The sequence below is a fragment of the Zobellia uliginosa genome (assembly GCF_018860745.1).
Classification (GTDB): Bacteria; Bacteroidota; Bacteroidia; order Flavobacteriales; family Flavobacteriaceae; genus Zobellia; species Zobellia uliginosa_B.
Map to the genome: position 1 here is coordinate 124,538 of NZ_JAHKPY010000015.1, position 23,978 is coordinate 148,515.

21 protein-coding genes and 1 riboswitch are annotated in these 23,978 nt (G+C 36.9%); of the genes, 6 read left to right on the plus strand and 15 right to left on the minus strand.

The features are described from left to right. Positions 1–26: 26 nt before the first annotated feature. From KO521_RS19995 to KO521_RS20015, 5 genes are all read right to left on the minus strand, one after another. Entirely contained in the window at positions 27–1,274 is a 1,248-nt protein-coding gene (locus KO521_RS19995; RefSeq protein ID WP_215941687.1) for a sulfate adenylyltransferase subunit 1, read from the minus strand. Positions 1,275–1,327: 53 nt separating this feature from the next. Further along, entirely contained in the window at positions 1,328–2,242 is a 915-nt protein-coding gene (gene cysD, locus KO521_RS20000; RefSeq protein WP_354668233.1) for a sulfate adenylyltransferase subunit CysD, read from the minus strand. A 60-nt stretch (positions 2,243–2,302) separates the two neighbouring features. Next, positions 2,303–2,926 (minus strand): phosphoadenosine phosphosulfate reductase domain-containing protein, encoded by a 624-nt coding sequence (locus tag KO521_RS20005; protein WP_215941689.1) that lies wholly within the window; start codon positions 2,924–2,926, stop codon positions 2,303–2,305. A gap of 8 nt (positions 2,927–2,934) precedes the next feature. Continuing rightward, a complete protein-coding gene (locus tag KO521_RS20010) occupies positions 2,935–3,198 on the minus strand; it encodes a DUF2061 domain-containing protein (protein ID WP_194526133.1) in 264 nt (87 codons plus the stop codon). A gap of 179 nt (positions 3,199–3,377) precedes the next feature. After that, on the minus strand, positions 3,378–3,788 hold the full coding sequence (locus tag KO521_RS20015) for an RrF2 family transcriptional regulator (RefSeq protein WP_194526132.1): 411 nt from the start codon (positions 3,786–3,788) through the stop codon (positions 3,378–3,380). A 339-nt stretch (positions 3,789–4,127) separates the two neighbouring features. Here KO521_RS20015 and KO521_RS20020 point away from each other — a divergent pair, with 339 nt between their 5' ends. Then, entirely contained in the window at positions 4,128–4,775 is a 648-nt protein-coding gene (locus tag KO521_RS20020) for a hypothetical protein (RefSeq protein ID WP_215941690.1), read from the plus strand. Between the two features lie 108 nt (positions 4,776–4,883). Here KO521_RS20020 and KO521_RS20025 read toward each other — a convergent pair whose 3' ends face one another. Next, on the minus strand, positions 4,884–5,366 hold the full coding sequence (locus KO521_RS20025; protein ID WP_215941691.1) for an OsmC family protein: 483 nt from the start codon (positions 5,364–5,366) through the stop codon (positions 4,884–4,886). 164 nt (positions 5,367–5,530) lie between these two features. Between KO521_RS20025 and KO521_RS20030 the strand changes: the two genes are divergently transcribed. Both KO521_RS20030 and KO521_RS20035 read left to right on the plus strand, forming a co-directional pair. Then, a complete protein-coding gene (locus KO521_RS20030) occupies positions 5,531–6,271 on the plus strand; it encodes an SDR family oxidoreductase (protein ID WP_215941692.1) in 741 nt (246 codons plus the stop codon). Positions 6,272–6,423: 152 nt separating this feature from the next. Continuing rightward, positions 6,424–7,080 (plus strand): hypothetical protein, encoded by a 657-nt coding sequence (locus tag KO521_RS20035; protein ID WP_215941693.1) that lies wholly within the window; start codon positions 6,424–6,426, stop codon positions 7,078–7,080. A gap of 24 nt (positions 7,081–7,104) precedes the next feature. Here KO521_RS20035 and KO521_RS20040 read toward each other — a convergent pair whose 3' ends face one another. Both KO521_RS20040 and KO521_RS20045 read right to left on the minus strand, forming a co-directional pair. Beyond that, on the minus strand, positions 7,105–7,869 hold the full coding sequence (locus tag KO521_RS20040; RefSeq protein WP_215941694.1) for a helix-turn-helix domain-containing protein: 765 nt from the start codon (positions 7,867–7,869) through the stop codon (positions 7,105–7,107). Positions 7,870–7,916: 47 nt separating this feature from the next. Next, positions 7,917–9,056, minus strand: a complete 1,140-nt coding sequence (locus KO521_RS20045; protein WP_215941695.1) for an MFS transporter — start codon at positions 9,054–9,056, stop codon at positions 7,917–7,919. Positions 9,057–9,229: 173 nt separating this feature from the next. On the opposite strand from KO521_RS20045, the gene KO521_RS20050 reads away from it, so the two are divergent. Continuing rightward, positions 9,230–9,790 (plus strand): carboxymuconolactone decarboxylase family protein, encoded by a 561-nt coding sequence (locus KO521_RS20050; RefSeq protein WP_215941696.1) that lies wholly within the window; start codon positions 9,230–9,232, stop codon positions 9,788–9,790. Positions 9,791–9,850: 60 nt separating this feature from the next. On the opposite strand, the gene KO521_RS20055 is transcribed toward KO521_RS20050, so the two are convergent. The 6 genes from KO521_RS20055 to KO521_RS20080 all read right to left on the minus strand — a co-directional run bounded on the left by KO521_RS20055 (position 9,851) and on the right by KO521_RS20080 (position 21,215). After that, a complete protein-coding gene (locus tag KO521_RS20055) occupies positions 9,851–11,014 on the minus strand; it encodes a trans-sulfuration enzyme family protein (RefSeq protein ID WP_215941697.1) in 1,164 nt (387 codons plus the stop codon). A 49-nt stretch (positions 11,015–11,063) separates the two neighbouring features. Beyond that, entirely contained in the window at positions 11,064–14,450 is a 3,387-nt protein-coding gene (gene thrA, locus KO521_RS20060) for a bifunctional aspartate kinase/homoserine dehydrogenase I (protein WP_215941698.1), read from the minus strand. A gap of 70 nt (positions 14,451–14,520) precedes the next feature. Next, positions 14,521–15,795 (minus strand): O-acetylhomoserine aminocarboxypropyltransferase/cysteine synthase family protein, encoded by a 1,275-nt coding sequence (locus KO521_RS20065; protein ID WP_215941699.1) that lies wholly within the window; start codon positions 15,793–15,795, stop codon positions 14,521–14,523. 124 nt (positions 15,796–15,919) lie between these two features. Further along, positions 15,920–16,032, minus strand: a riboswitch (SAM riboswitch). A 76-nt stretch (positions 16,033–16,108) separates the two neighbouring features. After that, a complete protein-coding gene (gene metK / locus KO521_RS20070) occupies positions 16,109–17,365 on the minus strand; it encodes a methionine adenosyltransferase (protein WP_215941700.1) in 1,257 nt (418 codons plus the stop codon). Between the two features lie 265 nt (positions 17,366–17,630). Next, positions 17,631–20,309 (minus strand): TonB-dependent receptor, encoded by a 2,679-nt coding sequence (locus KO521_RS20075; RefSeq protein WP_215941701.1) that lies wholly within the window; start codon positions 20,307–20,309, stop codon positions 17,631–17,633. 48 nt (positions 20,310–20,357) lie between these two features. Further along, positions 20,358–21,215 carry a GLPGLI family protein gene (locus tag KO521_RS20080; protein WP_252730138.1) on the minus strand — a complete coding sequence of 286 codons (858 nt, stop codon included), beginning with the start codon at positions 21,213–21,215 and terminating at the stop codon, positions 20,358–20,360. A gap of 197 nt (positions 21,216–21,412) precedes the next feature. Between KO521_RS20080 and KO521_RS20085 the strand changes: the two genes are divergently transcribed. Then, a complete protein-coding gene (locus KO521_RS20085; RefSeq protein ID WP_215941702.1) occupies positions 21,413–22,027 on the plus strand; it encodes a deoxynucleoside kinase in 615 nt (204 codons plus the stop codon). A gap of 6 nt (positions 22,028–22,033) precedes the next feature. Here KO521_RS20085 and KO521_RS20090 read toward each other — a convergent pair whose 3' ends face one another. After that, positions 22,034–23,041, minus strand: coding sequence for an App1 family protein (locus tag KO521_RS20090; RefSeq protein WP_215941703.1), 1,008 nt, complete (start codon positions 23,039–23,041; stop codon positions 22,034–22,036). A gap of 188 nt (positions 23,042–23,229) precedes the next feature. Here KO521_RS20090 and KO521_RS20095 point away from each other — a divergent pair, with 188 nt between their 5' ends. Further along, complete coding sequence (locus KO521_RS20095; RefSeq protein WP_215941704.1) at positions 23,230–23,934, plus strand: energy transducer TonB; 705 nt, start codon at positions 23,230–23,232, stop codon at positions 23,932–23,934. The last annotated feature ends 44 nt before the right edge of the window (positions 23,935–23,978 follow it).

The following is a 23,978-nucleotide window of genomic DNA, read 5'->3' on the forward strand; positions in this document are numbered from 1 at the left end:
ACCTTTTTAGTTTAATGAGACACTTCTTAGCTTATGAAGCCTGCTCCTACTGTACTATTGGTCTGCGTATCTATTAAGATGAACGAACCGTTGGTACGGTGATTCTCGAATTTGTCGTAAAAAATTGGCTTGTTTAATTTGAAGGTTACCTGAGCGATATCGTTCATACCCAACCCTTGTACTTCTGTATCTATACCAGAATAATCCGGATTGATCTTATGATGAATATTATCAACCTTTGCCAACACTTTGTTTACACCGTGTTGTACCACATATTTCTTACCTGCTGTCAATTGGTTGGAATCCATCCAAGAAATAGTTGCTGTAAATTGTTTATCTATCGTAGGCAAATCCTCGGCTCTCACCAACATATCTCCTCTACTGATATTAATTTCATCTTCTAAAGTAATCGTTACCGAAGACCTTCTTGAAGCAGTCTGGAATTTCTTATCGTAGAAATAAATCTCCTTAATTTTAGACCTTGTTTGTGATGGAAGTGCAACAACCTCATCACCAACACTTAATTCGCCACCATATACTTTACCGGCAAAGCCTCTAAAATCATGAAAATCTTCTGTTTTAGGACGAACCACATACTGCACCGGGAAACGTGGCGTACCTACATTGAAAATATCTTTACGATCTAAAGCTTCAAAATGCTCTAACAAAGTTGGACCTGTATACCAAGGTGTCTTGTCTGTTTTATTCACTACGTTATCACCTTTTAAGGCACTAACAGGAATAAAAGTGATTTTCTGATCTTGGTAATCTCTTTTTGCCATCAATTCCTCAAAATCGGCTTTAATAGCATTATAAGTTTCCTCAGAATAATCTACCAAGTCCATTTTATTAATAGCCACTACCACATCTTTGATGCGCAATAGGTTATTGATAAAAAAGTGACGGTTGGTCTGCTCAATAACCCCTTTTCTAGCATCGATCAAAATAATCGCTGCTTGTGAAGTAGAAGCACCTGTAACCATGTTACGAGTGTACTCTACGTGCCCTGGGGTATCGGCTATAATATAACTTTTCTTTGCAGTGGAAAAATAGATATGTGCCACATCTATTGTAATTCCTTGCTCGCGCTCGGCCACCAAACCGTCTGTAGCCAATGAGAAATCTAGGTAATCATACCCTTTGCTCTTACTGGTCTTTTCTATGGCTTCTAGCTTATCGCTAGTCAATGATTTTGTATCGTACAGAATTCTACCGATCAAAGTACTTTTTCCGTCATCTACACTACCTGCTGTTGCTATCTTTAATACGTCCATCTTTGGCTGTAATTTTAAATCAATTTTTTTTAACTAATTCCCTATTGAGAATCCTAAAAGTATCCTTGTTGTTTTCTCTTCTCCATTGCCGCTTCTGATCTTTTATCGTCAATACGGGCTCCTCTTTCAGAAATACTGGAATCACGAATCTCTTCAACAACAGATTCAATATCGGTAGCATCGGAAAACACAGCCGCAGTACAACTCATATCACCTACAGTACGGAAACGCACCATACGTTCTAAAACTTCTTCATCTTCCTCTTGGTACACATAATCAGAATGTGACCAGATCAAACCGTCACGTAAGAACACTTTACGTTTATGTGCGAAATATATAGATGGAATTTCTATTTCCTCTTCTTTAATATAAGACCAAACATCTAGCTCAGTCCAGTTAGAAATAGGGAACACACGTACGTTCTGCCCCAATTCTATCTGACCGTTCAACATATCAAAAAGCTCCGGACGCTGGTTACGTTCATCCCACTGACCAAAATCATCACGAACAGAAAAAATACGCTCCTTTGCTCTTGCCTTTTCTTCATCTCTACGAGCACCACCAATACAAGCATCAAACTTGAATTCCTCAATAGCATCTAATAATGTAGTTGTCTGCAAAGAGTTTCTACTTGAGTACCTACCTGATTCTTCTTTTACCTTACCTTGATCAATAGAATCCTGAACATTTCTTACGATAAGCTCAAGACCTAACTCCTCTACCAATCTATCTCTAAACTCAATAGTTTCAGGAAAGTTATGACCCGTATCTATGTGCATTAAAGGGAAAGGAATCTTGGCAGGCCAAAACGCCTTTTGCGCCAAACGCACCAATGTTATGGAATCTTTTCCGCCGGAAAACAAAAGTACCGGTCTTTCAAATTGAGCAGCTACTTCTCTAAAGATGTAGATGGCCTCGTTTTCTAAGGCGTTGATGTGTGATGTATCTTGGCTCATAATTTTTTGAATATATTGTTCGCTAACTGCTATGCTTTGATTATTATTTTTTCGCTTAAAGCGGAATGTCTTCTATGTGTGCAACCCACATTCGCGGTTCTCAAGAACCTTGGTCGGGTCAAAATATTTATGCTCGTTTGGCAATTGTCTTTCTTCTAAATACGTATCCAATTGTGCATCGCTCCAGTTATAAAACGGACTCACCTTAAGAACGCCGTCTTTACTCAGACTCAAAATATCCAGTGAATCCCTTAAAGCGGTCTGCCCTTTTCTTAGGTTCGTAAACCAAACATCCGGTTTATGAGCTTCCATTGCTCTTTTAAAAGGCTCCAATTTTACTTGTTCCGTAAAAACAGCATGTTGTGGGTCATCTATTTGAGGTATTCCCATTACACTATCACGATGAGCACTGGTTTGCCTAGGCACATATAAATCTATATTAAGACCTAATTTTTCAATAAGCTCTTCCGCATGCTTGTAGGTATTTGGCGTATTATAACCCGTATCGCACCAAATTACCGGAATATCATTCTTTGCATTGGCAACGGCGTGCAAAATAGCCACCTCATAAGGTCTAAAATTGGTAGTTACTACTGCATTCTTGGCATTTTCTATAGTCCAATCAACAATGACCGATGGATCTGCGTCTTTAAAACGCTCGTTAAGTTTTTTTATCTGTTCTTCTGAAAAGCTCATATCCTAATTTATTTACCCCAATTAATTTTATTCCATAAACGCTCGTGAAAGAAGTACAAAAACATCTTGGTCACGAAATCTATAGAAGCTATAGACGCCGCAATAGCCACTTCGTTAGTTAGTAAATAGGAAACCAACAAGGTATCTAATGTACCGATAACCCTCCAGCTCACCGCCTTGGCGATACTACGGATTGGCTTCTCAGATTTTTTATCTTCTGAATATTTCTTCTTGGAAGCTGCTTTATCTAAAATCAACTGATCTACTATCATTTTGGTGTTAATCTAATTACCCTATTAATTTAATAGAGTAAACAAATGTACTCCATTTTTATTGTGTTAGACGAGCAAAAATAAAAGAATTTACTTTTACCCTATAGATTTAGTAGATTATTAACAAACCCCTATGAATTTTGAATATATTTCACCAGATATTGGCTTTGATCGGAAAATCAGGCTATTAAATCTGCCAAAGTATTGTTACGATACACCTCTAGATTGGCATCGCGCACCATTAGCATCAATTTATTTACGGAGCAAGTAGCCTCATCTGGGCAGTCCGCACATTTTTCGTAGAAATTAAGACTCACACAGGGCACCATGGCAATTGGACCTTCGAGTATGCGCATGACATCTGTCATTAATACTTCTTTTGGGTCTTTTATAAGGTAGTAACCTCCTCCCTTACCTTTTTTAGAACCTAAAAAACCGCTCTTGCGGAGAGAAAGTAAGATACTCTCCAAGAATTTCTGTGAGATATTCTCTGCTTTAGCAACTTCAGAAATCTGTACAGGTTGCTTGTCTTTCTGTGACGCCAAGTAAGCAAGTGCTTTTAACCCGTATTTTGTCTTTTTTGAGAGCATGGGGTAAATATAAGGAAAAAATGAGACGTTAACGTAAGTATATCAGGCCTTGTATATGATTTCTTGCAAGCCTTATTTATCAATATAATTACCCATATTCCTTTATCACCTGTTTTGTATGTTACGTGAACGTTAAATCATTCGCTTAATAGAAAAATCAAGAATATGAATTTACTAATTCAATCTTATTAATTGTAATATTGCAATGTACTAATTAATAAAACTATGATCCCTATTTTAAATAGCGGTCAGTACTAAAATGTATAACAGCTATTAAAAGCATTATTCTTATTAATCGTTTTATTGCAATAAATAAATTAATAATTTAAAATGAACCTTATGAAAACAAAATCAACAGTAGCAATGATTGTAGTATTGCTTTTCTTTCAACTAGCAATGTCTGCTCAGAAGTTAAATGGTAAAATTGAAAAAGCAGTGGTACAAATTGGCACTACCTTTAAAGGTATTTCCACCGAAAGGTTATTGCTATTAGACCAAGTTGCTTTTTCAATCTTTAAAAAATCTGAAAACAACCAAAAACCTAGTGTAGTCTTTTTGGACAAAACCAATCAAGAATTGAGTCAGCTTGCTTTAGTCTGGTTAAAAACCGGCATGATATACTACGGACACCAAGACCTTTTTAGCGTTTACTCTGCAGGAATAGATCCAGCTATTAGTCCTATGAACGGAATTGCTTCTTTAGATGCTTACGGATTTAAGGTGAAAAATGCACGTGGAGAAAACCCAATGTCCTACACCATAAAATATGGCTCTGGTAGTTGGTTGGTTTTTCCTAAGTCCGTACAAAAACTGCCTTTATCAGCTCAAAATATATTTAAAATAAATCTAAAAGAAAATCTAGAAGCGCAGCAAAACAAGGATGCTGTAGAGCTTTTAATATCTGAACCAACAGAAATTGCCAGAGAAATGCTCTATATAGCAACTCGCCTAAATTACCTTATCACTAATGACAAGGGAACAAAATAGATCAACAGAAAAACTACAAGTAAGAGGAGCTAAAATAAGGCAAGCCATTACATCTCAGTTTTAGCTCCTCTTCTTTTACATTTATTGTATTGATATACAATTTATTCGTTATAAAGCATCTTCTAAACTAACACAACTAGCCTGGTGTGCCACCTTAAAACTTACAGAATTGGCAATAAAACAAAGTTGATTCGCTTTTGCATGTAGCTCTTGGGCTTTTTTAATCATTTTACTTTCACTAACGGTAACTTTGGGATGCAATGTCACTTCGCTAAAACGCCCGCCTCCGTCTGATGTTTCTATCATAGTTCCACTAGCATTATCGTTATAATTAACAACAATAACGCCAGCTTCAGAACACAAATGCAAATACCAAAGCATATGGCATGAAGACAAAGAAGCTACCAACAGCTCCTCTGGGTTGTATTTTGTAGCATCACCTCTAAACGACGGGTCCGAAGACCCTAAAATATCCGGTTTATTTTCGATGGAAATAGCATAGCTGCGTTCAAAATCTCTATAACCGGTAGTACCACTACCTGTATTTCCAGTCCATTGAAGTTTTGATTTGTAATGGTGCTCTTTTTTCATAAACAGGATTGAAATTCATATTAGCCACTTATCATCAAAAATACTACGCAAATTTCATTTTAACTTGAATCCTGACATCAATCTGTAAAATAACGTATACTTAACTATAGCTAATACCTAATGTATAATACCTTTGTTTTCACGGATTCTAATAAATTGTACAGATGAAAAACTTAAACGGTAAAGTGGCATTGGTAACTGGGGCATCAAGAGGAATTGGTGCTGAAATTGCAATTCAACTGGCCCCTGCAGGCGCAAAAGTAATCGTGAATTATTCCGGAAGTAAACAAAAAGCGGATGATGTTGTGAACCAGATACAATCCAGTGGAGGTGAAGCTATTGCTGTACAAGCAGATGTAAGCAAAACCGAAGACGTAAAAGCTCTTTTTGACAAGTCTATCAAACATTTTGGAAAGATTGATGTGCTAGTGAACAACGCAGGAATCATGATCAACAAACTGCTTAAAGATACCACGGACGAGGATTTCGACAAACAATTTAATGTAAACGTAAAAGGCACTTTCAATACCATGAGGGAAGCTGCCGCTCGTCTAGCCAATAAGGGAAGCATTATTAATATATCTTCTACTACAACCCGTTTAATGTTACCCACTTATGGCGCGTATGTTGGGACAAAGGGTGCCATAGAACAAATGACCCGAGTATTCGCTAAAGAAATTGGAGCAAGAGGAATAAACGTAAATGCCGTTTTACCAGGCCCTACAAATACGGAGTTGTTTGCCCATGGTAAGTCTGACCAATTCATTGAACGTTTGGCCTCAATGAATGCTTTTAACCGTATAGCTGAACCTATTGATATTGCTCAAGTCGTATGCTTTTTAGCTAGTGATGATGCCAAATGGATAAGTGGGCAAACCATTGGTGCCAATGGTGCAATGGCGTAACGGGTGATTAATTATTTTGCTCCGCTAGAATTCCTTTTGCCAATTTTAATATAACTTTTACAGCTCAGCCTTCCATTATGACGTTTCGGAAAACTTAACTTCTGAAAACCATACTATTAATAGATTTTTGAATAATCAAGCTATATAAAATCATGGAAGAAATTATTACCATTTTAATTTACATTCACGCTTTTCTGGGTGGAATCGGTTTAACTACGGGCATTGTCAGCATCATCGTTAAAAAAGGAAGTTCTTTTCACAAAAAATCAGGGAAGTTGTTTACTATCGGAATGATAGGAAGCTCACTTATTTCTATTCCCATAGCCTTTATGCCAAATCATGAGAATCTCTTTCTTGCGCTAATAGGCATATTTACAATATACCTGGTTCTAGTAGGTAATCGCACGTTGAAATTCAAAATAAAAACCAATGCAGATATAACCGATAAAATAATCTCTGGGACTATGTTTTGCCTATCTGTCGCTATGCTCTTCACTGGCATATACAATCTTATCAATTCCAGCTCAATAGGTACATTATATGTCTTTTTTGGAGGGTTTGGTATATTCTTGACGGTTTCCGATTTTAGATTTTATCGCAATCCCCAGAAAACAAAAAATGCTTGGCTTGCCGCACATATTGGTAGAATGATGGGTGCATTAATTGCTTCCATAACCGCTTTTATAATTGCCGGACTAGGTATTCAACACTTAATTGCATGGACGCTTCCTACCCTGCTCGGAACCATTTACATTATATATTGGAAAAGAAAAGTTACACCAAATACTTCAGTGAAGACCGAACAATAAATAGACCTTTATATTTGTAAAATATTAACTATGCCTTGCTTTAAACTTAGAAGGGCTCTCCCCTACCGCCTTTTTAAAAAACCGAGAAAAGCCACTGAACGAATCAAAACCCAAAAGAAAGGCAAGTTCTTTTATGGTGATTTCACTTTTAATGAGTCTTCGTTTGGCTTCGGTAATCTGGCGTTGTTGAATAATCTGTTTGGCGGTCATATCTAATTTTTCCTTTAAAATTTGATTGAGCCGTTTTACACTAACACCTATTTGCTTGGCATAAAAATCTGCATCGGTATGTTTCATAAACGACATTTCCATCATTTCTAAAAACTGAAAAAGGCGTTTCTGATTATGGTCTTGCTTTATGAAGTCCTTATTCCAAAAACGGATTAAATTCAACATTAAAACCTTTAATAAGGTCTTGAGCATTATGTAAGATGCGTTCGGATTATGGTATTCTTCAACAACCAAATCCATAACTTTTTGAAGCTGACGTACTTGGTGCGGTTGGTCTAATTGTAATTCGGGAGATTGGTTGAACAGTGACATAATATCCAAGGCATACTCAATATCATCTTCTTCAATTAAATCACGTTCAAAATTGAAAAGCAAACCTTTTTTACAATCAAAAGCTACCGGAGGAAACAATTCATTTAAAGGTTTGAAGTAAACAACCAAATCCGTCTCTGACCTCTGATTAAAACAAATACCAAAAGAATTGGGCGAAAGCATTTCTGTTTCTTCGTCCAGTCCCTCTATAATTTTAATTTTATCAACCCAGGCTGCCTTGGTCATCTATTCTTTAAACTAAGGCCAAAAGTAAAAAGAATAAAATTGAGTTTTTAAGACTTCAATTTCTTAAATGCAAAGAACATACCCAAAGCTATCAAAAGGGCTAATATTGCTGCTACATTATAAATTATTACATAATCTTCTGAAATATAATCGATAAAGGTCGATAAAAACTGTCCACCAAAAACACCCATAGAATAGAGGCCTAGATTTTTACCTAGTGTTTCATTAGAACTGGCCTCAATCATCATATGGTTCAATAATGGAATGGTAAAACCAAATCCGATTCCTATAAAGATGGAAGTCAATATTAAAAATATAATAGTAACTGAAGTCACCAAGCTTACATAACCCAATAAAAAAAATAAAAAGCCTACAACCACAGTATTTTCAGCTCCAAATCTTGCAACCATCTTTGGCATTTGACTTGCCGTTACCACAGCAACAACCGAAATAAATGCCATATAATACCCAATTAAAGATTCACTGAACCCGAAACTCTCAGGCAAGTAAATTGGTAAGGTCACTAAACTGACAAAGAACAATACCATTGCCAGTAAAGCTGCCATAAAAATCATTTTCACCTTGGCACTGTCTTCTTTTTCCGGAGGCAAACTCTCTTCCTCAGATTCTATTTTGCCGGAATAATTGGGTAATGTTTTCAAAACGAACAAAAAACAAACAAGGGCAATAAGGTAAATGTAAAATGGGTATTGCCAATTCAACTCGCCTAAAACACCTCCGATAGACAAAAAGATTACGCCGCCCAATTCTACTGCCATACCTTGCCAAGCAATAAGTTTCATTCGTTTTTCTCCTGGAAAACAATCAGCTATAAAGGAACCTACTGATATTTGGATTGCCACAGTAGCACCACCCAAAAGAAACCGATCTAAAATTAAAACATAGTCGTTGTTGATAAAAGCCCCAGCGACACCTAATAGCGCGTAAGGTATTAAGCCCAAACATAACATTTTGAAAGCCCCGGTTTTTGGCAAAAAACGACCTACTAAAGATGCAAAAACAACCACACCAAGTGAAGGAAGGGTTATAAGCAAACCCGGCGAATAGTTGAAATTTAAGTGCTCTATTATTCCTGATAGCGATGGTGCAATTACAGCACCTACCATTACAATCAAACTACTTACGAAGAGTAACGTAAAAATTCCAAAGTTTGTTATTTTTTTCATGATGCAAAATTGCAACGTTGTTCGGCGATTTATTTGACCGCTATTCTAAAAAGCTATACCAAAATGGAAATGCGGCTCTTTAAACTTTTTTGGACGCGTACCTTTGCTATAATCAAATTATTATTTACAGCTCTTGAGGATTTTAAACACTCTCATTATTAAAAACAAGATGTATGAAACAATTCACAAAACACAGTATAGAAAGTGCCCCTGAAGAATCCAAAGAACTTTTAAAATACGGAGAGAAAAAGTATGGCACCGTACCCAACCTTTTTCGCTACATGGCAGGTGCACCGGCTTCTTTGGAAGCATACAATAGCTTATTTTCCATATTTGCAAAGACTTCTTTTTCAGCAGGTGAACAGCATTTAATCTTGCTGGCCGCAAGCATCGTAAATGATTGTGCGTACTGTACCGCCGCACATACTAGGGCGTCAAAGGCCAATGGTATACCATCTTCTATTCTAAACGCCGTTAGAAAAGAGAAAACCCTTGAAGACAAAAGACTTAACGTATTGGTAAACATTACCAAGAAACTTACGGAAACAAGAGGTAACATTGTAGAGAGTGATTTGGAAACTTTTTACAATGCAGGTTTTACACCTGAGAATGTTATGGAGATTATAACTGGTATCTCCTTAAAAACCTTGAGCAATTATATCAACCACGTTACCGAGAACGTTATTAACGAATCTTTAGAACCTTTTGCCGTTGGTAAAGAAATTGAGGATTAGTTCTTTTAAAGACAAACGCTTATTAAACAAAAAAGCTTCCCAACTGGGAAGCTTTTTTCGTTATCCTAACGCCTGAGAAATATCGGCAATAATATCATCTATATGCTCTAGACCTACGGAGACTCGCACCATACCATCCGTAATTCCTGTTTCTGCCCTTTCCGCTGTAGAAAGTTTACTGTGTGTAGTAGACGCCGGATGGGTTATAATACTACGTGCATCACCTAAATTTGCGGACAGCGATAAAAGCTCAATAGAATCGAAGAAATTTTTACCAGCTTCCACGCCTCCCTTTACTTCAAAAGCAACTACACAGCCACCTGCTTTCATTTGCTTTTTAGCAATTTCATATTTAGGGTGCGATTTTAAAAACGGGTATTTAACCCAGTTTACTTTTTCATGTCCTTCTAGAAACTCCGCTAATTTTAAAGCATTTTCACAATGACGATCTACTCGAACAGCCAATGTCTCTAAGCTCTTAGAAAGCACCCAAGCATTAAATGGCGATAATGCAGGGCCTGTAATTCTTGAGAACCGATATACTTTATCAATCAATTCTTTTGAGCCTACAGTAATACCTGCAAGAACCCGACCTTGCCCGTCCATTAATTTTGTTCCGGAGTGGATTACCAAATCCGCCCCAAACTTTATAGGTTGTTGCAAGTAAGGAGAAGCAAAACAGTTATCGATTACCAAAATCAAATTATGTTTTTTAGCAATCTTACCCAAGACCTCTAAATCAAGAACATCTACCCCTGGGTTGGTGGGAGACTCTGCATATATGATTTTAGTTTTCGGTGTAATCAACGCTTCGATTCCCTCTAAATCATCAATCTTAAAATACGAATGGTCAATATTCCATTTTGGAAAGAAATTAGTGAACAACGAATGGGTTGAACCAAAAATATTACGTGCGGACAATACATGGTCTCCACTATCCAGAAGTGCTGCCAAAGTCGAAAATACAGCGGCCATACCAGAAGCAAAAGCAAATCCGTTTTCAGCACCTTCCATCTGGCATACCTTCTCAATAAACTCCGAAGAATTCGGGTTTGAATACCGAGAATAGATATTACGTTCTTTTTCTTCCGCAAACGAGGCACGCATATCTTCTGCATCTTCAAACACAAAACTAGAGGTCATGTACATAGGTACAGAATGCTCTAAGTTTTTAGTACGTTCTAACTGTGTTCTAATGGCGTTCGTTTCAAATTTCTTTTCCATGATTATATAATTTACAGCAAGAGAATTGCCCTTACTGTTACTATTTAATTTATCCTTTTTCGGCTATACGGAGAATATCTCCAAAAACACCTCGTGCCGTAACAGCGGCACCCGCTCCTGCTCCTTGAATCACTAACGGATTCTCTCCATAGGACTCCGTATAAATCTCAATAATCGAATCAGAACCTTTTACTTGTCCCAATGCGCTTTCTTTAGGCACCGAAACCAGTTTTACATCTAAAATACCTTTTTCTTCTTGAAGGTTTCCGTGTAAATCGCCCACATACCTAAGTACATGACCTGGTTTCTGGTTCTTTTTAATTTCATTGAACTTCGCATCTACCAAATCTAGGTTATCAAGAAAATGGTTTACATCGCCATCTCTCAATTCTTCCGGTATCAGGTTTTCAATATTTATATCCGAAAACTCGTTGCTCAAATCCAATTCTCTGGCAAGAATCAACAGCTTTCTACCTACGTCATTACCTGAAAGATCTTCACGTGGATCTGGCTCCGTAAAGCCGCTTTTCATTGCTGCCATTAATATGTTCGAAAATGGCTCTTCGCTCTCAGAAAAAGTATTGAAAATATAACTTAACGAGCCCGAAAACACACCTTTTATACCTGTTATATTTTCACCTGAAAGATGTAATAAGCGTATCGTATCTATTAACGGAAGACCAGCACCTACATTAGTTTCATACAAGTATTGCTTCTGATGTTTATCCAATTCTTCACGCAATAATTGATAATAATCAAAGCCTAGTGTGTTCGCTATTTTGTTGGATGAAACAATGTCAAAACCATTCTCGACGAATTCAAAATAATGAGCTACAAAATCACTATTCGCTGTATTATCAACTACAATTAAATTCTCTAAATGGTGCTCTTTGGCATAGGCAATAACATCTTCAACCTTATATGCAACACCTTTATCTTCTATAGCGGACTTCCAGTTTTTCGGAATCCCTTTTTTGTTCAATAAAATCTTTCTAGAATTGGCCACTGCAAAGACATTCAAGTCTATACCTTTTCTTTTCTGTATGGTTTTAGTTGATTTTAAAATCTGGTCAATTAGTGTTCCTCCAACATTTCCGTGGCCAAAAATCACCAAATTTATCTTTTTACTAATACCAAAAATCTGTCCGTGCATTACATTCAATGCTTTGCTCAAATCAGATTTTTTAAGCACAAGACTTACGTTCTTACCAGACACCGTGTTATTGAAAAGTAACGGTGCTATTTGATTTTTAATCAATGCATTATACGGCCTATGAAATGTACTCAAATCTTGACCCACAATGGATATGACAGACACCTCATCCAGCACGGTAATCATGTTGATGTCCTTGGACTCATAATCACTTTCAAACTCCCTGTCCAGTGCTCTTTTGGCCTCTAGAGCTTGACTTGCATTTACCACTAACCCAATCCCTCTTTCAGAAGAACCTTGGGAAATAATACTCACACTAATATTACTCTTTTGAAGCGCACTGAAAATACGGGCATCCACCCCTACTTTACCGAGAAGCCCTCTACCCTCTACATTAATCATCGAAACATTTTCGATAACGGATAATGATTTTATACCTCCTTCTTTGGTCTTTGCGCTAATTAGCGTGCCTTCATTATCATTATTGAACGTATTTAAAATACGTAGCGGAATGTTCTTTTCTATTAATGGAATGATGGTCTTGGCATGCAAGATAGTCGCCCCAAAATTCGCCAATTCATTTGCCTCGCCATACGATAGATGCGAAATGCGTTTGGCATCGGAAACCAAATCAGGATTGGCAGTATAAATACCATCTACATGGGTATAGTTCTGAAGCTCTTCCGCATTCAAAAAATTAGCGAACAATGCTGCCGAATAGTTACTACCGTTACGGCCTAACGTAGTTGTATCCCCATTTTCATCGGAAGAAATAAAACCTGTAATAATAGGCACCGCGTCTGCTTCTAATTTAGCAAATTTACGTATCACGTTTTCTTTCGACAAAGCTTCATTAACCGAAGCATCACCAAAATTGGAATCGGTTTTAATCAACTCCCTAGCATCTAACATTACCGCATTTATACCTTTGCCAATAAGTAACTTCGTAACTAACTTTGCTGAAATAAGTTCGCCGAAAGACAATAATTGGTCCTTGATTTTTAGACTGTAATCGCCTAAAAGAGAAACCCCTTCAAGCAATTTTGCTAGGTCTTTGAACTCTTTAGAAAGGTTGACATTCTTAAAGGTATGCTTCTGATATTTTTCAAAAGTTTCAAAATCTTTATAATAGTTCTCTCCATTAGCTGCTTTCTCCAAAATACCTTCTAATTGGTCTGTTCCTTTAGCACGAGCAGACAGAACAACTGAAATATTCTCACCTTCTTTTACCTTGTTGGAAACAATATCCAAAACACGCTCCAACCCTTCACCGTTGGCAAGAGATTTTCCACCGAACTTCAATACCTTAGGCTGTTTAGATTTTCCATTTCTACTAAAAACGGGTTCTAGAAGCCTTTCCATCTGATCAAATTCAATTAAAAAGGCATCGTGACCATGAAGGGAATGTACTTCGCCATACGTAACGTTACCATTGGCCTGCGCCAACCGCTTAAAGGTCTCTTTATTCTCTTTTGCCGTAAAGAACAAATCAGAATCCACTCCAATTATATGAATGTTTACATCACTATTTTGAAGGTCGATAAAATTCTGTTCCCCATTTCTCATGACATCTATAGTCTTGAGTAATTGGTTCATGAGTTTATAGGCCGAAAGCTGAAAACGTTCTTGTAATTTTTCGCCATGGTGCCGCAACCAACTCTCCACGTTAAAAACCTGAAGCGCCTCATTTGTGCTCCGTTTGAATCGCTCTTTAAACGATTCTGGCGTACGATAGCACAACATGGCATGCATGCGTGCATCATGAACAGGCTGTTTACTATTGACCAGAAATTGCTCTTGAATCTGACAGTTTCCAATTAACCAATCCGTAGACTTCCAATCCGAAGCAACGGGAATTAGATGTTCCATAATCTTAGGGTTAATAGCTGCCATTTCCCAAGCAATGCCACCTCCTAAAGAGCCACCCAAAAGCGCAAATAATTTATTGATTTCCAGTTTCTGAAGACCCAACAAGAAAATTCTTGCAATGTCTCCCGCTACGAAATCTTTATAATTATCAATTATGAATTTGTCATATCCGTTCCCCGGAATATTAAAACAAAGAATTGTGTACTTTTTAGTATCGATACATTTACCTTCTCCTATGAGTGCAGACCACCAGCCATCATCTCCCGTAACGTTGGAATTACCGGTTAAAGCATGATTGACCTGTACAATTGGCGCTGTGTGCAATTCTTGACCAAACAGTTGATAAGACAACTCAATATCTTGAGTAACCCCACTGATCGTAGTATAGTTCGCTAATTTCAAATGATGAAGCATACGATATATGTTAGACCTAGCTGACTATTACACCAGATAGGTCTTATTAATTTTTAATAAAAATTATTGATTAAAGTACTCCGAAAGCGTTTTGCAAATCGGCTTTTAAATCTTCAACATCCTCTAAACCAACAGACAAACGAATTAAATCCTGACCTACACCTGCCGCATCTTGCTGTTCTGCAGACAATTGTTGGTGCGTTGTACTTGCTGGGTGAATGATCAATGATTTGGTATCACCAATATTGGCCAGTAAAGAGAAAATCTTAGTAGCATCCGTAACTTTTTTAGCTGCCTCAAAACCACCTTTTAATCCAAAAGTAACCAAACCACTTTGTCCTTTTGGCAAATATTCCTGTGCTAAATCATAGTATTTGTTGCTCTTTAGACCAGGGTAATTTACCCATGCCACTTCATCTCTTCCTTCTAACCAAGTTGCTAATTCCAGAGCATTAGCACTATGTTGCTTGATACGTACATTCAACGTTTCCAAACCTTGAATAATCTGAAATGCATTAAACGGACTCAAAGCACCACCAAAATCACGTAATCCTTCTAAAATCAACTTAAAAGTGAAAGCCGCTGCTCCTAAAGCTTCGCTGTATACTAATCCGTGGTAACCTGCAGAAGGTTCGGTAAATTCCGGGAACTTTCCGTTGGTCCAATCAAAGGTCCCGGCATCAATTATAGCACCTCCCAAAGAAGAACCATGACCGCCAATATATTTGGTAAGTGAATGAATAACCAGGTTAGCGCCATGCTCAATTGGATTCAATAGCGCAGGAGAAGCAACCGTATTATCAACTATAAAAGGAACTTGTGCCGCTTTAGCTTGTTTTGAAATCGCTTTTAGATCAAGTACGTCTAATTTTGGGTTTCCTAAAGATTCCACAAAGAAAGCTCTTGTATTATCTTGAACCGCTTTGCCAAAACTTTCCGGATCAGAAGCATCTACAAATGTAGTAGTGATTCCCAATCTTGGCAAAGTAACATTCAATAAAGTAAATGTACCACCGTATAAACTACTAGAAGCCACGATATGATCGCCAGCTTTTAATAGGGTCATTAATCCTGTAGAGATAGCTGAAGTTCCCGAAGCAAAAACAACGGCTCCTACACCACCTTCAACAGCCGCTAAACGATCTTGAAGAATTTGGTTTGTAGGGTTGTTCAGCCTGGTATATATAAAACCTAACTCAGCAAGTGAAAATAAGTTTGCTGCGTGGTCCGTATCGTTAAAAACGTAAGAAGACGTTTGGTAAATTGGTACCGCACGGGTTCCTCCTGTTTGAGCGGGATCGTGTCCGGCATGTAATGCGTTGGTTGAGAATTTCTGATCACTCATAATCTTTGATTTTTAATTGTTATTTAAAATAATTAAAAGTCCTGCACCTTGACACACAATTTGTAGTAAGGTTTGATATCTAAAAAGTTATAAGAAAGCAAAAGATTAGTATGAGTAATCTGTTTTGTTATCTGTCCCATTATTACAGAGATAGAATGTAGCACCTTCTCTGCATTAAGAAGCAAAGGGTTGCTAAGGTTTCAAAGGGTCTATTCCCTCCACCTTTCTTGATAACTATTCAATACGTGTTTGAACTTTTGGAACTACAAATATATGGTCGGTGAGTTTAAATTCACCAACATTTTTGAAAAATTTATAAATTAAACGCTTTTTTTACATCACCTACCATGTCCAACTTTTCCCATGTAAACAATTCTACTTCTTTCTCAATACGACCGTTGTATGGTGATTCAAATACTTTCTTGATTATTTTAGGCTCCTTACCCATGTGACCATAGGCTGCAGACTCTAAATATATAGGGTTACGCAACTTAAGTCTTTCTTCAATAGCATGTGGGCGCATATCAAAAAGCGTTTTGACTTTGATGGCAATTTCACCATCGGTAAGATTCACGTTAGATGTACCATAGGTATCCACATAAATAGATGTCGGTTCAACTACCCCAATAGCGTAGCTCACTTGTACTAAAATCTCATCGGCAATACCTGCTGCCACCAAATTCTTTGCAATATGGCGTGCAGCGTAAGCGGCACTCCTATCTACCTTACTCGGGTCTTTACCACTAAAAGCACCGCCACCGTGAGCTCCTTTTCCTCCATAGGTGTCAACAATAATTTTTCTACCGGTAAGACCAGCATCACCGTGAGGACCACCAATTACAAACTTTCCAGTAGGGTTGATGTGATATTTGATCTGATCATCAAAAAGACCTTGAATTACCTCAGGAAGTTGCTCAACAACCCTTGGAATCAAAATCTCAACCAAATCCTTTTTGATTTTAGCCAACATAGCCTCATCATCGTTGCTAAACGCATCATGTTGTGTAGAGATTACTATCGTATCTATACGCTGAGGCACATTATCGTCTGAATATTCTATTGTTACCTGAGACTTGGCATCGGGACGTAGATAATCAATAATTCTACCTTCCCTTCGCAACTCGGCCAAATTTTGAAGGATTTTATGTGATATATCCAAAGCCAACGGCATGTAATTTTCAGTCTCTTTCGTAGCATAACCGAACATCATACCTTGATCACCCGCTCCTTGCTCTTCTTTCTGACCACGATCTACGCCTTGACTAATATCCTGGGATTGTTCGTGGATTAGAGAAATAACACCACAAGAATCACCACTAAATTGATACTCACCTTTAGTGTAACCAATTTTGTTTATGACCTCTCTAGCTATATTTTGAACATCTAGATAGGTATTACTCTTGACCTCCCCGGCCAAAACAACCTGACCTGTGGTTACTAAAGTTTCACAGGCAACTTTACTTTCTGGGTCAAACGCCAAAAAATTATCCAATAATGCGTCACTAATTTGATCGGCAACTTTATCAGGATGTCCTTCACTAACAGATTCGGAAGTAAATAAATATGGCATACAAACTTTTATTTTTTCTAAAAGGATTTGAACGAATGCCGAAAAGAAGATGATGCGAATAATTCAACATCAACTGCTTTAGCATTTTTTTATTTTGTAGCTCAATTTAAGCTCAAAAACAGAGGTTGCAATCAGTCAAATCCCTCCTCTTTATTTTTAATTAGGACGCAAAAGTATAAAAAATGTTTAGTTTCATGTATTAATATGGTGTTATTTATTACCTCAATAAATAAATAAGCATTTTATCTCTCCTGTTTTCAATGGATTACAAATCATATTTTACAGAGAAAAGCATATAACGGGGTTGTACAAAATAGGTCTGCGTTGTAAAAAACAAGTCGTTAGTACTATCTCTGTTCAATGTAGTGGTATTTAACAAGTTGGTACCTTTTATACCATATTCCCAGCGGCTATCTTTCTTCTGGTAGGTTAAGTTAGACTCCAGAAAGCTATACCTATTATCAATTGTACTCTCCCTGTCCGTATAATTATAATAGTCATAATCTACCGTAAAAATAAAGTTCTTCAAAAAAGCGGCATCAAAACGGGCATACGGTCTACTGGTGTAATATGTGGTTTCTAAATTTCCGTTTTCATAGTTATTTACGGTATATCTGTAACCCAGTTCCAAGTTGGGGGCATTCTTAAAATTAGTTGATAATGCGCCCGTATAATTCTGAGTGAACGAATTAGAAGTACGTTGCTGACCGTCTACTAAGTTATTGGTTGTAGACCAACCAACATTAGCACGTGCAGATGCTTTTATCTTACCTATGGTTCGCTCGTACCTTCCGTTTGCGGTTAACGACTCATCTTCAAAATTAGAATTGATCGTAGTACTTACTCTATTGATTCCAATTATATCGGCATTATTTTTTAGTGCATCTATACGTTTGGTGTAGATTACATTCGCAAAAATATTAGTAAAATTGAACATATTGAAGCTAAAGAAATTCAAGGAAAGGTTATGATTAAGAGCACTTTCCAAATCTCTATTCCCATTATAAAGCGAGTTATAATTATTCAATACATACCCTTGTGCAAAATTACTGACATCAGTAAAAGAGCGTGTCACCCTATAATTAAACCGTATATTTTCTGATTTTTTAAGTTGTGCGTTTATATACATGTCCGGCAACAGTGACGTAAGGTTATCCTCTACCACACTACCCAATTGCTCATTCTTAACATTATACTGATGGAGAGTAACCCCAGGATTAAACGTAAAAATTCCCGCTATTACTTTATAATGAAACCCCAAATAAAGATCGGAGACATTGAAACTCAAATCATTTTCAAAATCACTTCCCATCATATCCAAGGTGGTTTCATTATCTAAAACCTGAAAGATATCCGAGTTGAAATTCTGATGACTTTGCGTTGTACCCAACGTAAAATTTATATTACTTTTAGAACCCAGCACCCTATAATAATCAACCTTTGCATCTACTTTATTGGTAACTATATTTTTAGATTGATTTAAATTATACAAGCTCTGATTTTCATCTACCGGAAAAATATCCACAAAGGCAAACTCATTACGAATTGCTTCATAAAAAGGGTCTTCATCTTGATATAAGTGTTGCGCCTCTACAGCAAAAATGTTCTTTTCATCTAAGGTGTAATATATATTAAGATTTTGATTTACCGATAAAGGTTTTTGTTCTTTTACCTCAGAAATTTCATCCTTAATATCAGCTATGGAAAGCACATTCACGACCTCATTATCATCAGATTGTTTTAAAAGTCCGTCGTAATCCAATTGAAAATTCTCATTTGGTTTATACCTAGCACTCAATTTTGCCAGGCCCAAATGTACGGTCTGATCCGTATTGGTTGTCGCATTTTCTATATCGTTACTGGCTATATAAGCTGTAGTACGCTCTGATTTCATTAATGTACCAGTATAGGAGTAAATCCCAAAACCACTTAAATCCAAACTTTGGGTAGGTGCATAACTAAAATTTGCCGCAGCAAACTTGGTATCTATGTCATTAGCTCTATTGTTCTGGGCCGTAGAAAGCCCCAATCCATCAGCACCCGTGCCTATTGAGCTACCTCCTCTAGCATTTATATTTCTAAAACCTCCGGTAAAATTTCTGTAGTCGTTTCGGGTAAATGGCACTTCACCCAAATTATTTAAATCCGTAATGATATTAATGCTGTACTTGGGACTGTAGTAAAACAATTTAGGGTGTGCCAGATACCTATTATCAGGTCCGTATCCTGCCGTTAACTCTCCAAACCAGAAGTTTTTTTTGCCTTCCTTTAACTTAATGTTCAAAGCTACGTTATCATCATCATTGGTAAGGCCTTTCATTTGAGATACTTCATTGAAATTTCTTAGCACTTCAACTTTACTAAGTGCATTTGCCGGAATATTTTCAACGGCCAATTTAGAATCACCATCAAAAAAATCTTTTCCTTCAACCATAACCTTGCTTACGGTCTTACCTTCTACTTCTATCTGGCCATCATCGTTGATCTCTATACCTGGAAGGTTTTCCAAAACATCCTTCAGCTTTTTCTCCGTACCGGAAACAAAGGCATCCATATCATAAACAATAGTATCCCCTTTTACCGAAACAGGCATTTCATATGTTACTTCTACACCGTCTAATTTACTGGCCTGTTCATGCATTTCAATATCCTTAACAGCATCTAATTTACCCGCCATAAACGTAAAAGACTCTGTTCTAAAACCTAAATAACTTACTTTAACGGTGTATTCAAATCCTGATTTTAGCTTCAATTTATACATACCCGCATGATTTGTTATACCGTATGATTCCAAACCTTTTGTTGCGGTATTTATAGCAATTACATTAGCCATGTCTACGCCTGTACCCAGACTATCTTTCACAGTCCCGGTTAAAGAGATTTCCTGAGACAGCCCCATCACTCCCATTGCAAGAAACAAAACTAACAACAATACATTTTTCATGAAGTACGGGTTAGGAATGGAAACTAAAAATTTAAAGAGATAAAAATTTTATTGTGGTCTGCCGTCTCCACGGTTACGTCTACTCCTGAAATTTTCACGCATTTCTTTCATTTTCTCTTGAGAGATTTTGTCATATTCCGCTTGAGTTACTCTTTTACCTTTACTCGGAGCCTTGATTTCTATTTTCTCAGTTGGGTTTAAAGTAAGCTCCGAACAAACAATAGTAGTGATATCATCACTTACCGCAAGTATAAGTCCAGGAAGCCCCCAATATGAAAAAGGACCCTGGTTAACAGGTATTTCTGGAGTATACCAGGCAACAATTTCTACTTCTTTTATTATAAACTCTTCTTCTTTTTTGTCTTCTTTTTCCGTAGTGCCATCTCTATTTGGTCTACGGAAAATTGCTCTCATATTGGGTCGTTTGATTGTCTTAGTGGCAGTTGCCTTAAACGCGGTATAGTTACCAATTTGCTTAGTATCACTCTCTAATTTCCAATCTAGTTTTTCCAATTCATCGTCTATAAGGAATATTTTACCTAGAAGCTCATTCTTTACTAAATACCTCTGATCTTTTAAATTCTTATATAAATCGCCATCTGATACTCCCATTCTTCCAAACCGTGGACCGCGACCACCCTCTCTACCACTAGGCTGTTCCAACTGTTCTTCCTCCTCGTAGATAGATTCTATTTGATTGAAAGTGAGTTTAAAGGTTTTTTCATTCGCCTTTTTAATACGCTCCATCATCTCCTTTTTACGGTCTTCTGGAATTTTTCTATTACCAAAATCCATATTTACCTGGGTTTTACTCTGGTATGTTGCTTTTCCCTGAAAATCTTGAGCATACGTACTGGCGCACAACAAAACAAGAATTAAACCTATAGACCACTTATTTTTCATCATGATAGTTTGTTAGATCGAAATTAAGACTCTTAAAACCGTATTTGGTTTAATCCAACTTTCAAAAGAAAAATTAACGTCTTTAAGGGTATTTTTACGATTGTGGATAAAATTTGTTTTTACTTCCTATTGTTATCTCGTATCTTGTACCTTCCAATACAACTATCAACATCAACACAACCATTAATTAAGAAAACTCTATGCACATAGCAGTTGCCGGAAACATCGGTGCGGGAAAAACAACCTTAACTAGATTATTAGCAAAACATTATAACTGGGAAGCCAATTTTGAGGATGTTGTAGACAACCCTTACCTAGATGATTTTTATAATCAAATGGAACGTTGGAGCTTTAACCTTCAGATTTACTTTTTGAATCATAGATACCGTCAAATTCTACAGATTAGGGAAAGTGGAAAGGAAATTATACAGGACCGAACCATTTATGAAGATGCTTATATTTTTGCACCCAACCTTCATGCCATGGGCTTGATGACCAACAGGGATTTTGAAAATTACAAAAGTCTTTTTGAGTTGATGGAAAGCTTGGTACAACCGCCGGATCTACTTATATATTTACGCAGTTCTATTCCAAACCTTGTGAAGCAAATTCATAAAAGAGGCCGCGAATACGAAAACACTATTTCTATTGACTATCTAAGTAGACTTAACGAACGGTATGAAGCATGGATTCATGGCTATAGTAAAGGAAATCTATTGATTGTTGATGTGGACAATTTAGATTTTGTAGACCAACCAGAAGATTTAGGTACGATTATCAATAAGATTGATGCGGAAATCAACGGTTTATTCTAACTAAAATTACTTTATAAAATTATTTTCTTTAGCGTGTGCAATTGCCTGCTCACTGCTGTCAACCAATAAAACCAGTGTGGTCTTATAGGATTGAAACAGACCGCTGACACGCTCCATTTTCCTTTTGTGATTAACGCTTCTTAAATAGATGGCACTAATTTGATTAGGATACAACTCCGCAATTTCTTTATAGATATCTGCATCGTGCTCTCCGCTATCCCCTATCAAGATGAATTTAAGATTTGGATAGGTCTTTAAAAGGTTTAATATCTCTTTTTGCTTCTGAGGTTTTTCTACCTCCTTTTTACGCTTCATAAAGCGCGGGAAGTTCCGCAACAAAATTGGACCTTTGGGAAAGTTATTTTCTTCCAAAAAAAACTCAAGATAGCGGTACAAGTTCCAAGGACTATGGCTAACATAAAAAATTGGATTGGCAGACTCTCCCGATTTTCCTCTGTGCAACAAATTATAAAATTCTGCAGCACCTCTAAGAGGAGTGCGCTTACCTGCCCTTTTAAAAATAGTATTTACTACCACTCGCCATTTTAAAGAAGAGACGACACCCGTATGCAAAATAGTATCATCAATATCACTGATAACCCCAAACTCAGCTTTAACGGAAGGAATTAACACTTCTCCAGGAAAACGATTTTGACGAAGTATTTCTCTACCCAATGAACTGTCATCATAAGAGATTTCATAATTTAACCACCCTTCTTGGTTGGTTAGTGTCTCTAAATTCTCTAAAGATTCATTAAAAACATAATAGCCTCTGTTATCTGTCTTTCCTATAAGAACACGATCATCAGAAAGATTTAATTTTATACTGGTATTCCTTACTTCATCCGTTTCAAAACGTTTGTAGCTATTCCATATTAACGTAAAAAAGCCTTTTTTAGACAGGTCTATTTCCTCATCCTCCAAAGCTCGTCCTCTAGCATAGAAATGCGAATCAGTTCCATACCCCTGAAAAGCAATAATCTGCAACCTATCTTTTTTACCGAATAAACCCATAGTGCCAAATATACTTAAATATAGGACTAGGAATTAGTCTGATAAAAATCTATAGGTGCTCAAAAGTACAGTTTACGCATTCAACAGCAAGCTTCACTCATTCCTTGTTTTTATTGAAACGGATACCTTTTAGGTTTATATATGTTTAACCATGCCGTTCTATTGGAAAGGCGCAAAATCCATATTCTATGAAACCCAAGAAAAATCCACAAAAAGATTTAAACCCTAACCGTCCTATTTATTTTCTTTTTGGGCTATTATTTGTTCTTATGCTTACTTTGGTAGCATTTGAATGGAAAACTTATGACCACCATTATGACTATGATGTTTCTATGAATTTAGAGGATGAACTTACAGAAGAACTTCCAATTTTGGTAGAATTTAAAACACCTCCTCCTCCAAAACAGATTCAGGCACCACCTATAATTGAAGTCATTGATAATGAGGACGAGAAAATTGAAGATGTGATTGAATCCTCAGAAACCGATCAGGAGGAAAAGATCTTAGAGGTATCGGACATAGAGGTAGTAGAAACTGACGAACCTGAAGAAATATCCTTTATTGTAATTGAAGATGTACCCGTTTTTCCTGGATGTGAAAAGGAAAAGGAAAAACGCCTTTGTTTTCAAAAAATGATGAACAAACACGTTGCCAAGAACTTTAGGTACCCTGAATCTGCTCAAGAAATGGGTATCCAAGGACGCGTAAATATCATGTTCGTGATACAAAAAGACGGTAGTATTGGTAATGTACAATTACGAGGCCCAGATAAGAGCCTTGAAAAAGAAGCTAAAAGAATAATAGATAAATTACCAAAAATGCAACCTGGTAAACAAAGAGGGACACCTGTACGAGTTCCTTTTAGTCTTCCCATAAATTTTAAACTTCAGTAAACCGCACAAAAAAAGGGGCCATTTTCACGGCCCCTTTTTTTTAT

Excerpts from the sequence above, each read along its gene's own strand:
- KO521_RS20065 (WP_215941699.1), bottom strand. The coding sequence starts at position 15,795 with ATGAGTGATCAGAAATTCTCAACCAACGCATTACATGCCGGACACGAT.
- KO521_RS20050 (WP_215941696.1), top strand. The coding sequence starts at position 9,230 with ATGAAACAATTCACAAAACACAGTATAGAAAGTGCCCCTGAAGAATCC.
- thrA (WP_215941698.1), bottom strand. The coding sequence starts at position 14,450 with ATGCTTCATCATTTGAAATTAGCGAACTATACTACGATCAGTGGGGTT.
- KO521_RS20075 (WP_215941701.1), bottom strand. The coding sequence starts at position 20,309 with ATGAAAAATGTATTGTTGTTAGTTTTGTTTCTTGCAATGGGAGTGATG.
- KO521_RS20020 (WP_215941690.1), top strand. The coding sequence starts at position 4,128 with ATGAAAACAAAATCAACAGTAGCAATGATTGTAGTATTGCTTTTCTTT.
- KO521_RS20005 (WP_215941689.1), bottom strand. The coding sequence starts at position 2,926 with ATGAGCTTTTCAGAAGAACAGATAAAAAAACTTAACGAGCGTTTTAAA.
- KO521_RS19995 (WP_215941687.1), bottom strand. The coding sequence starts at position 1,274 with ATGGACGTATTAAAGATAGCAACAGCAGGTAGTGTAGATGACGGAAAA.
- KO521_RS20090 (WP_215941703.1), bottom strand. The coding sequence starts at position 23,041 with ATGGGTTTATTCGGTAAAAAAGATAGGTTGCAGATTATTGCTTTTCAG.
- metK (WP_215941700.1), bottom strand. The coding sequence starts at position 17,365 with ATGCCATATTTATTTACTTCCGAATCTGTTAGTGAAGGACATCCTGAT.
- KO521_RS20085 (WP_215941702.1), top strand. The coding sequence starts at position 21,413 with ATGCACATAGCAGTTGCCGGAAACATCGGTGCGGGAAAAACAACCTTA.
- KO521_RS20035 (WP_215941693.1), top strand. The coding sequence starts at position 6,424 with ATGGAAGAAATTATTACCATTTTAATTTACATTCACGCTTTTCTGGGT.
- KO521_RS20080 (WP_252730138.1), bottom strand. The coding sequence starts at position 21,215 with ATGATGAAAAATAAGTGGTCTATAGGTTTAATTCTTGTTTTGTTGTGC.
- KO521_RS20010 (WP_194526133.1), bottom strand. The coding sequence starts at position 3,198 with ATGATAGTAGATCAGTTGATTTTAGATAAAGCAGCTTCCAAGAAGAAA.
- KO521_RS20040 (WP_215941694.1), bottom strand. The coding sequence starts at position 7,869 with ATGACCAAGGCAGCCTGGGTTGATAAAATTAAAATTATAGAGGGACTG.
- KO521_RS20015 (WP_194526132.1), bottom strand. The coding sequence starts at position 3,788 with ATGCTCTCAAAAAAGACAAAATACGGGTTAAAAGCACTTGCTTACTTG.
- KO521_RS20055 (WP_215941697.1), bottom strand. The coding sequence starts at position 11,014 with ATGGAAAAGAAATTTGAAACGAACGCCATTAGAACACAGTTAGAACGT.
- KO521_RS20045 (WP_215941695.1), bottom strand. The coding sequence starts at position 9,056 with ATGAAAAAAATAACAAACTTTGGAATTTTTACGTTACTCTTCGTAAGT.
- KO521_RS20030 (WP_215941692.1), top strand. The coding sequence starts at position 5,531 with ATGAAAAACTTAAACGGTAAAGTGGCATTGGTAACTGGGGCATCAAGA.
- KO521_RS20095 (WP_215941704.1), top strand. The coding sequence starts at position 23,230 with ATGAAACCCAAGAAAAATCCACAAAAAGATTTAAACCCTAACCGTCCT.
- KO521_RS20025 (WP_215941691.1), bottom strand. The coding sequence starts at position 5,366 with ATGAAAAAAGAGCACCATTACAAATCAAAACTTCAATGGACTGGAAAT.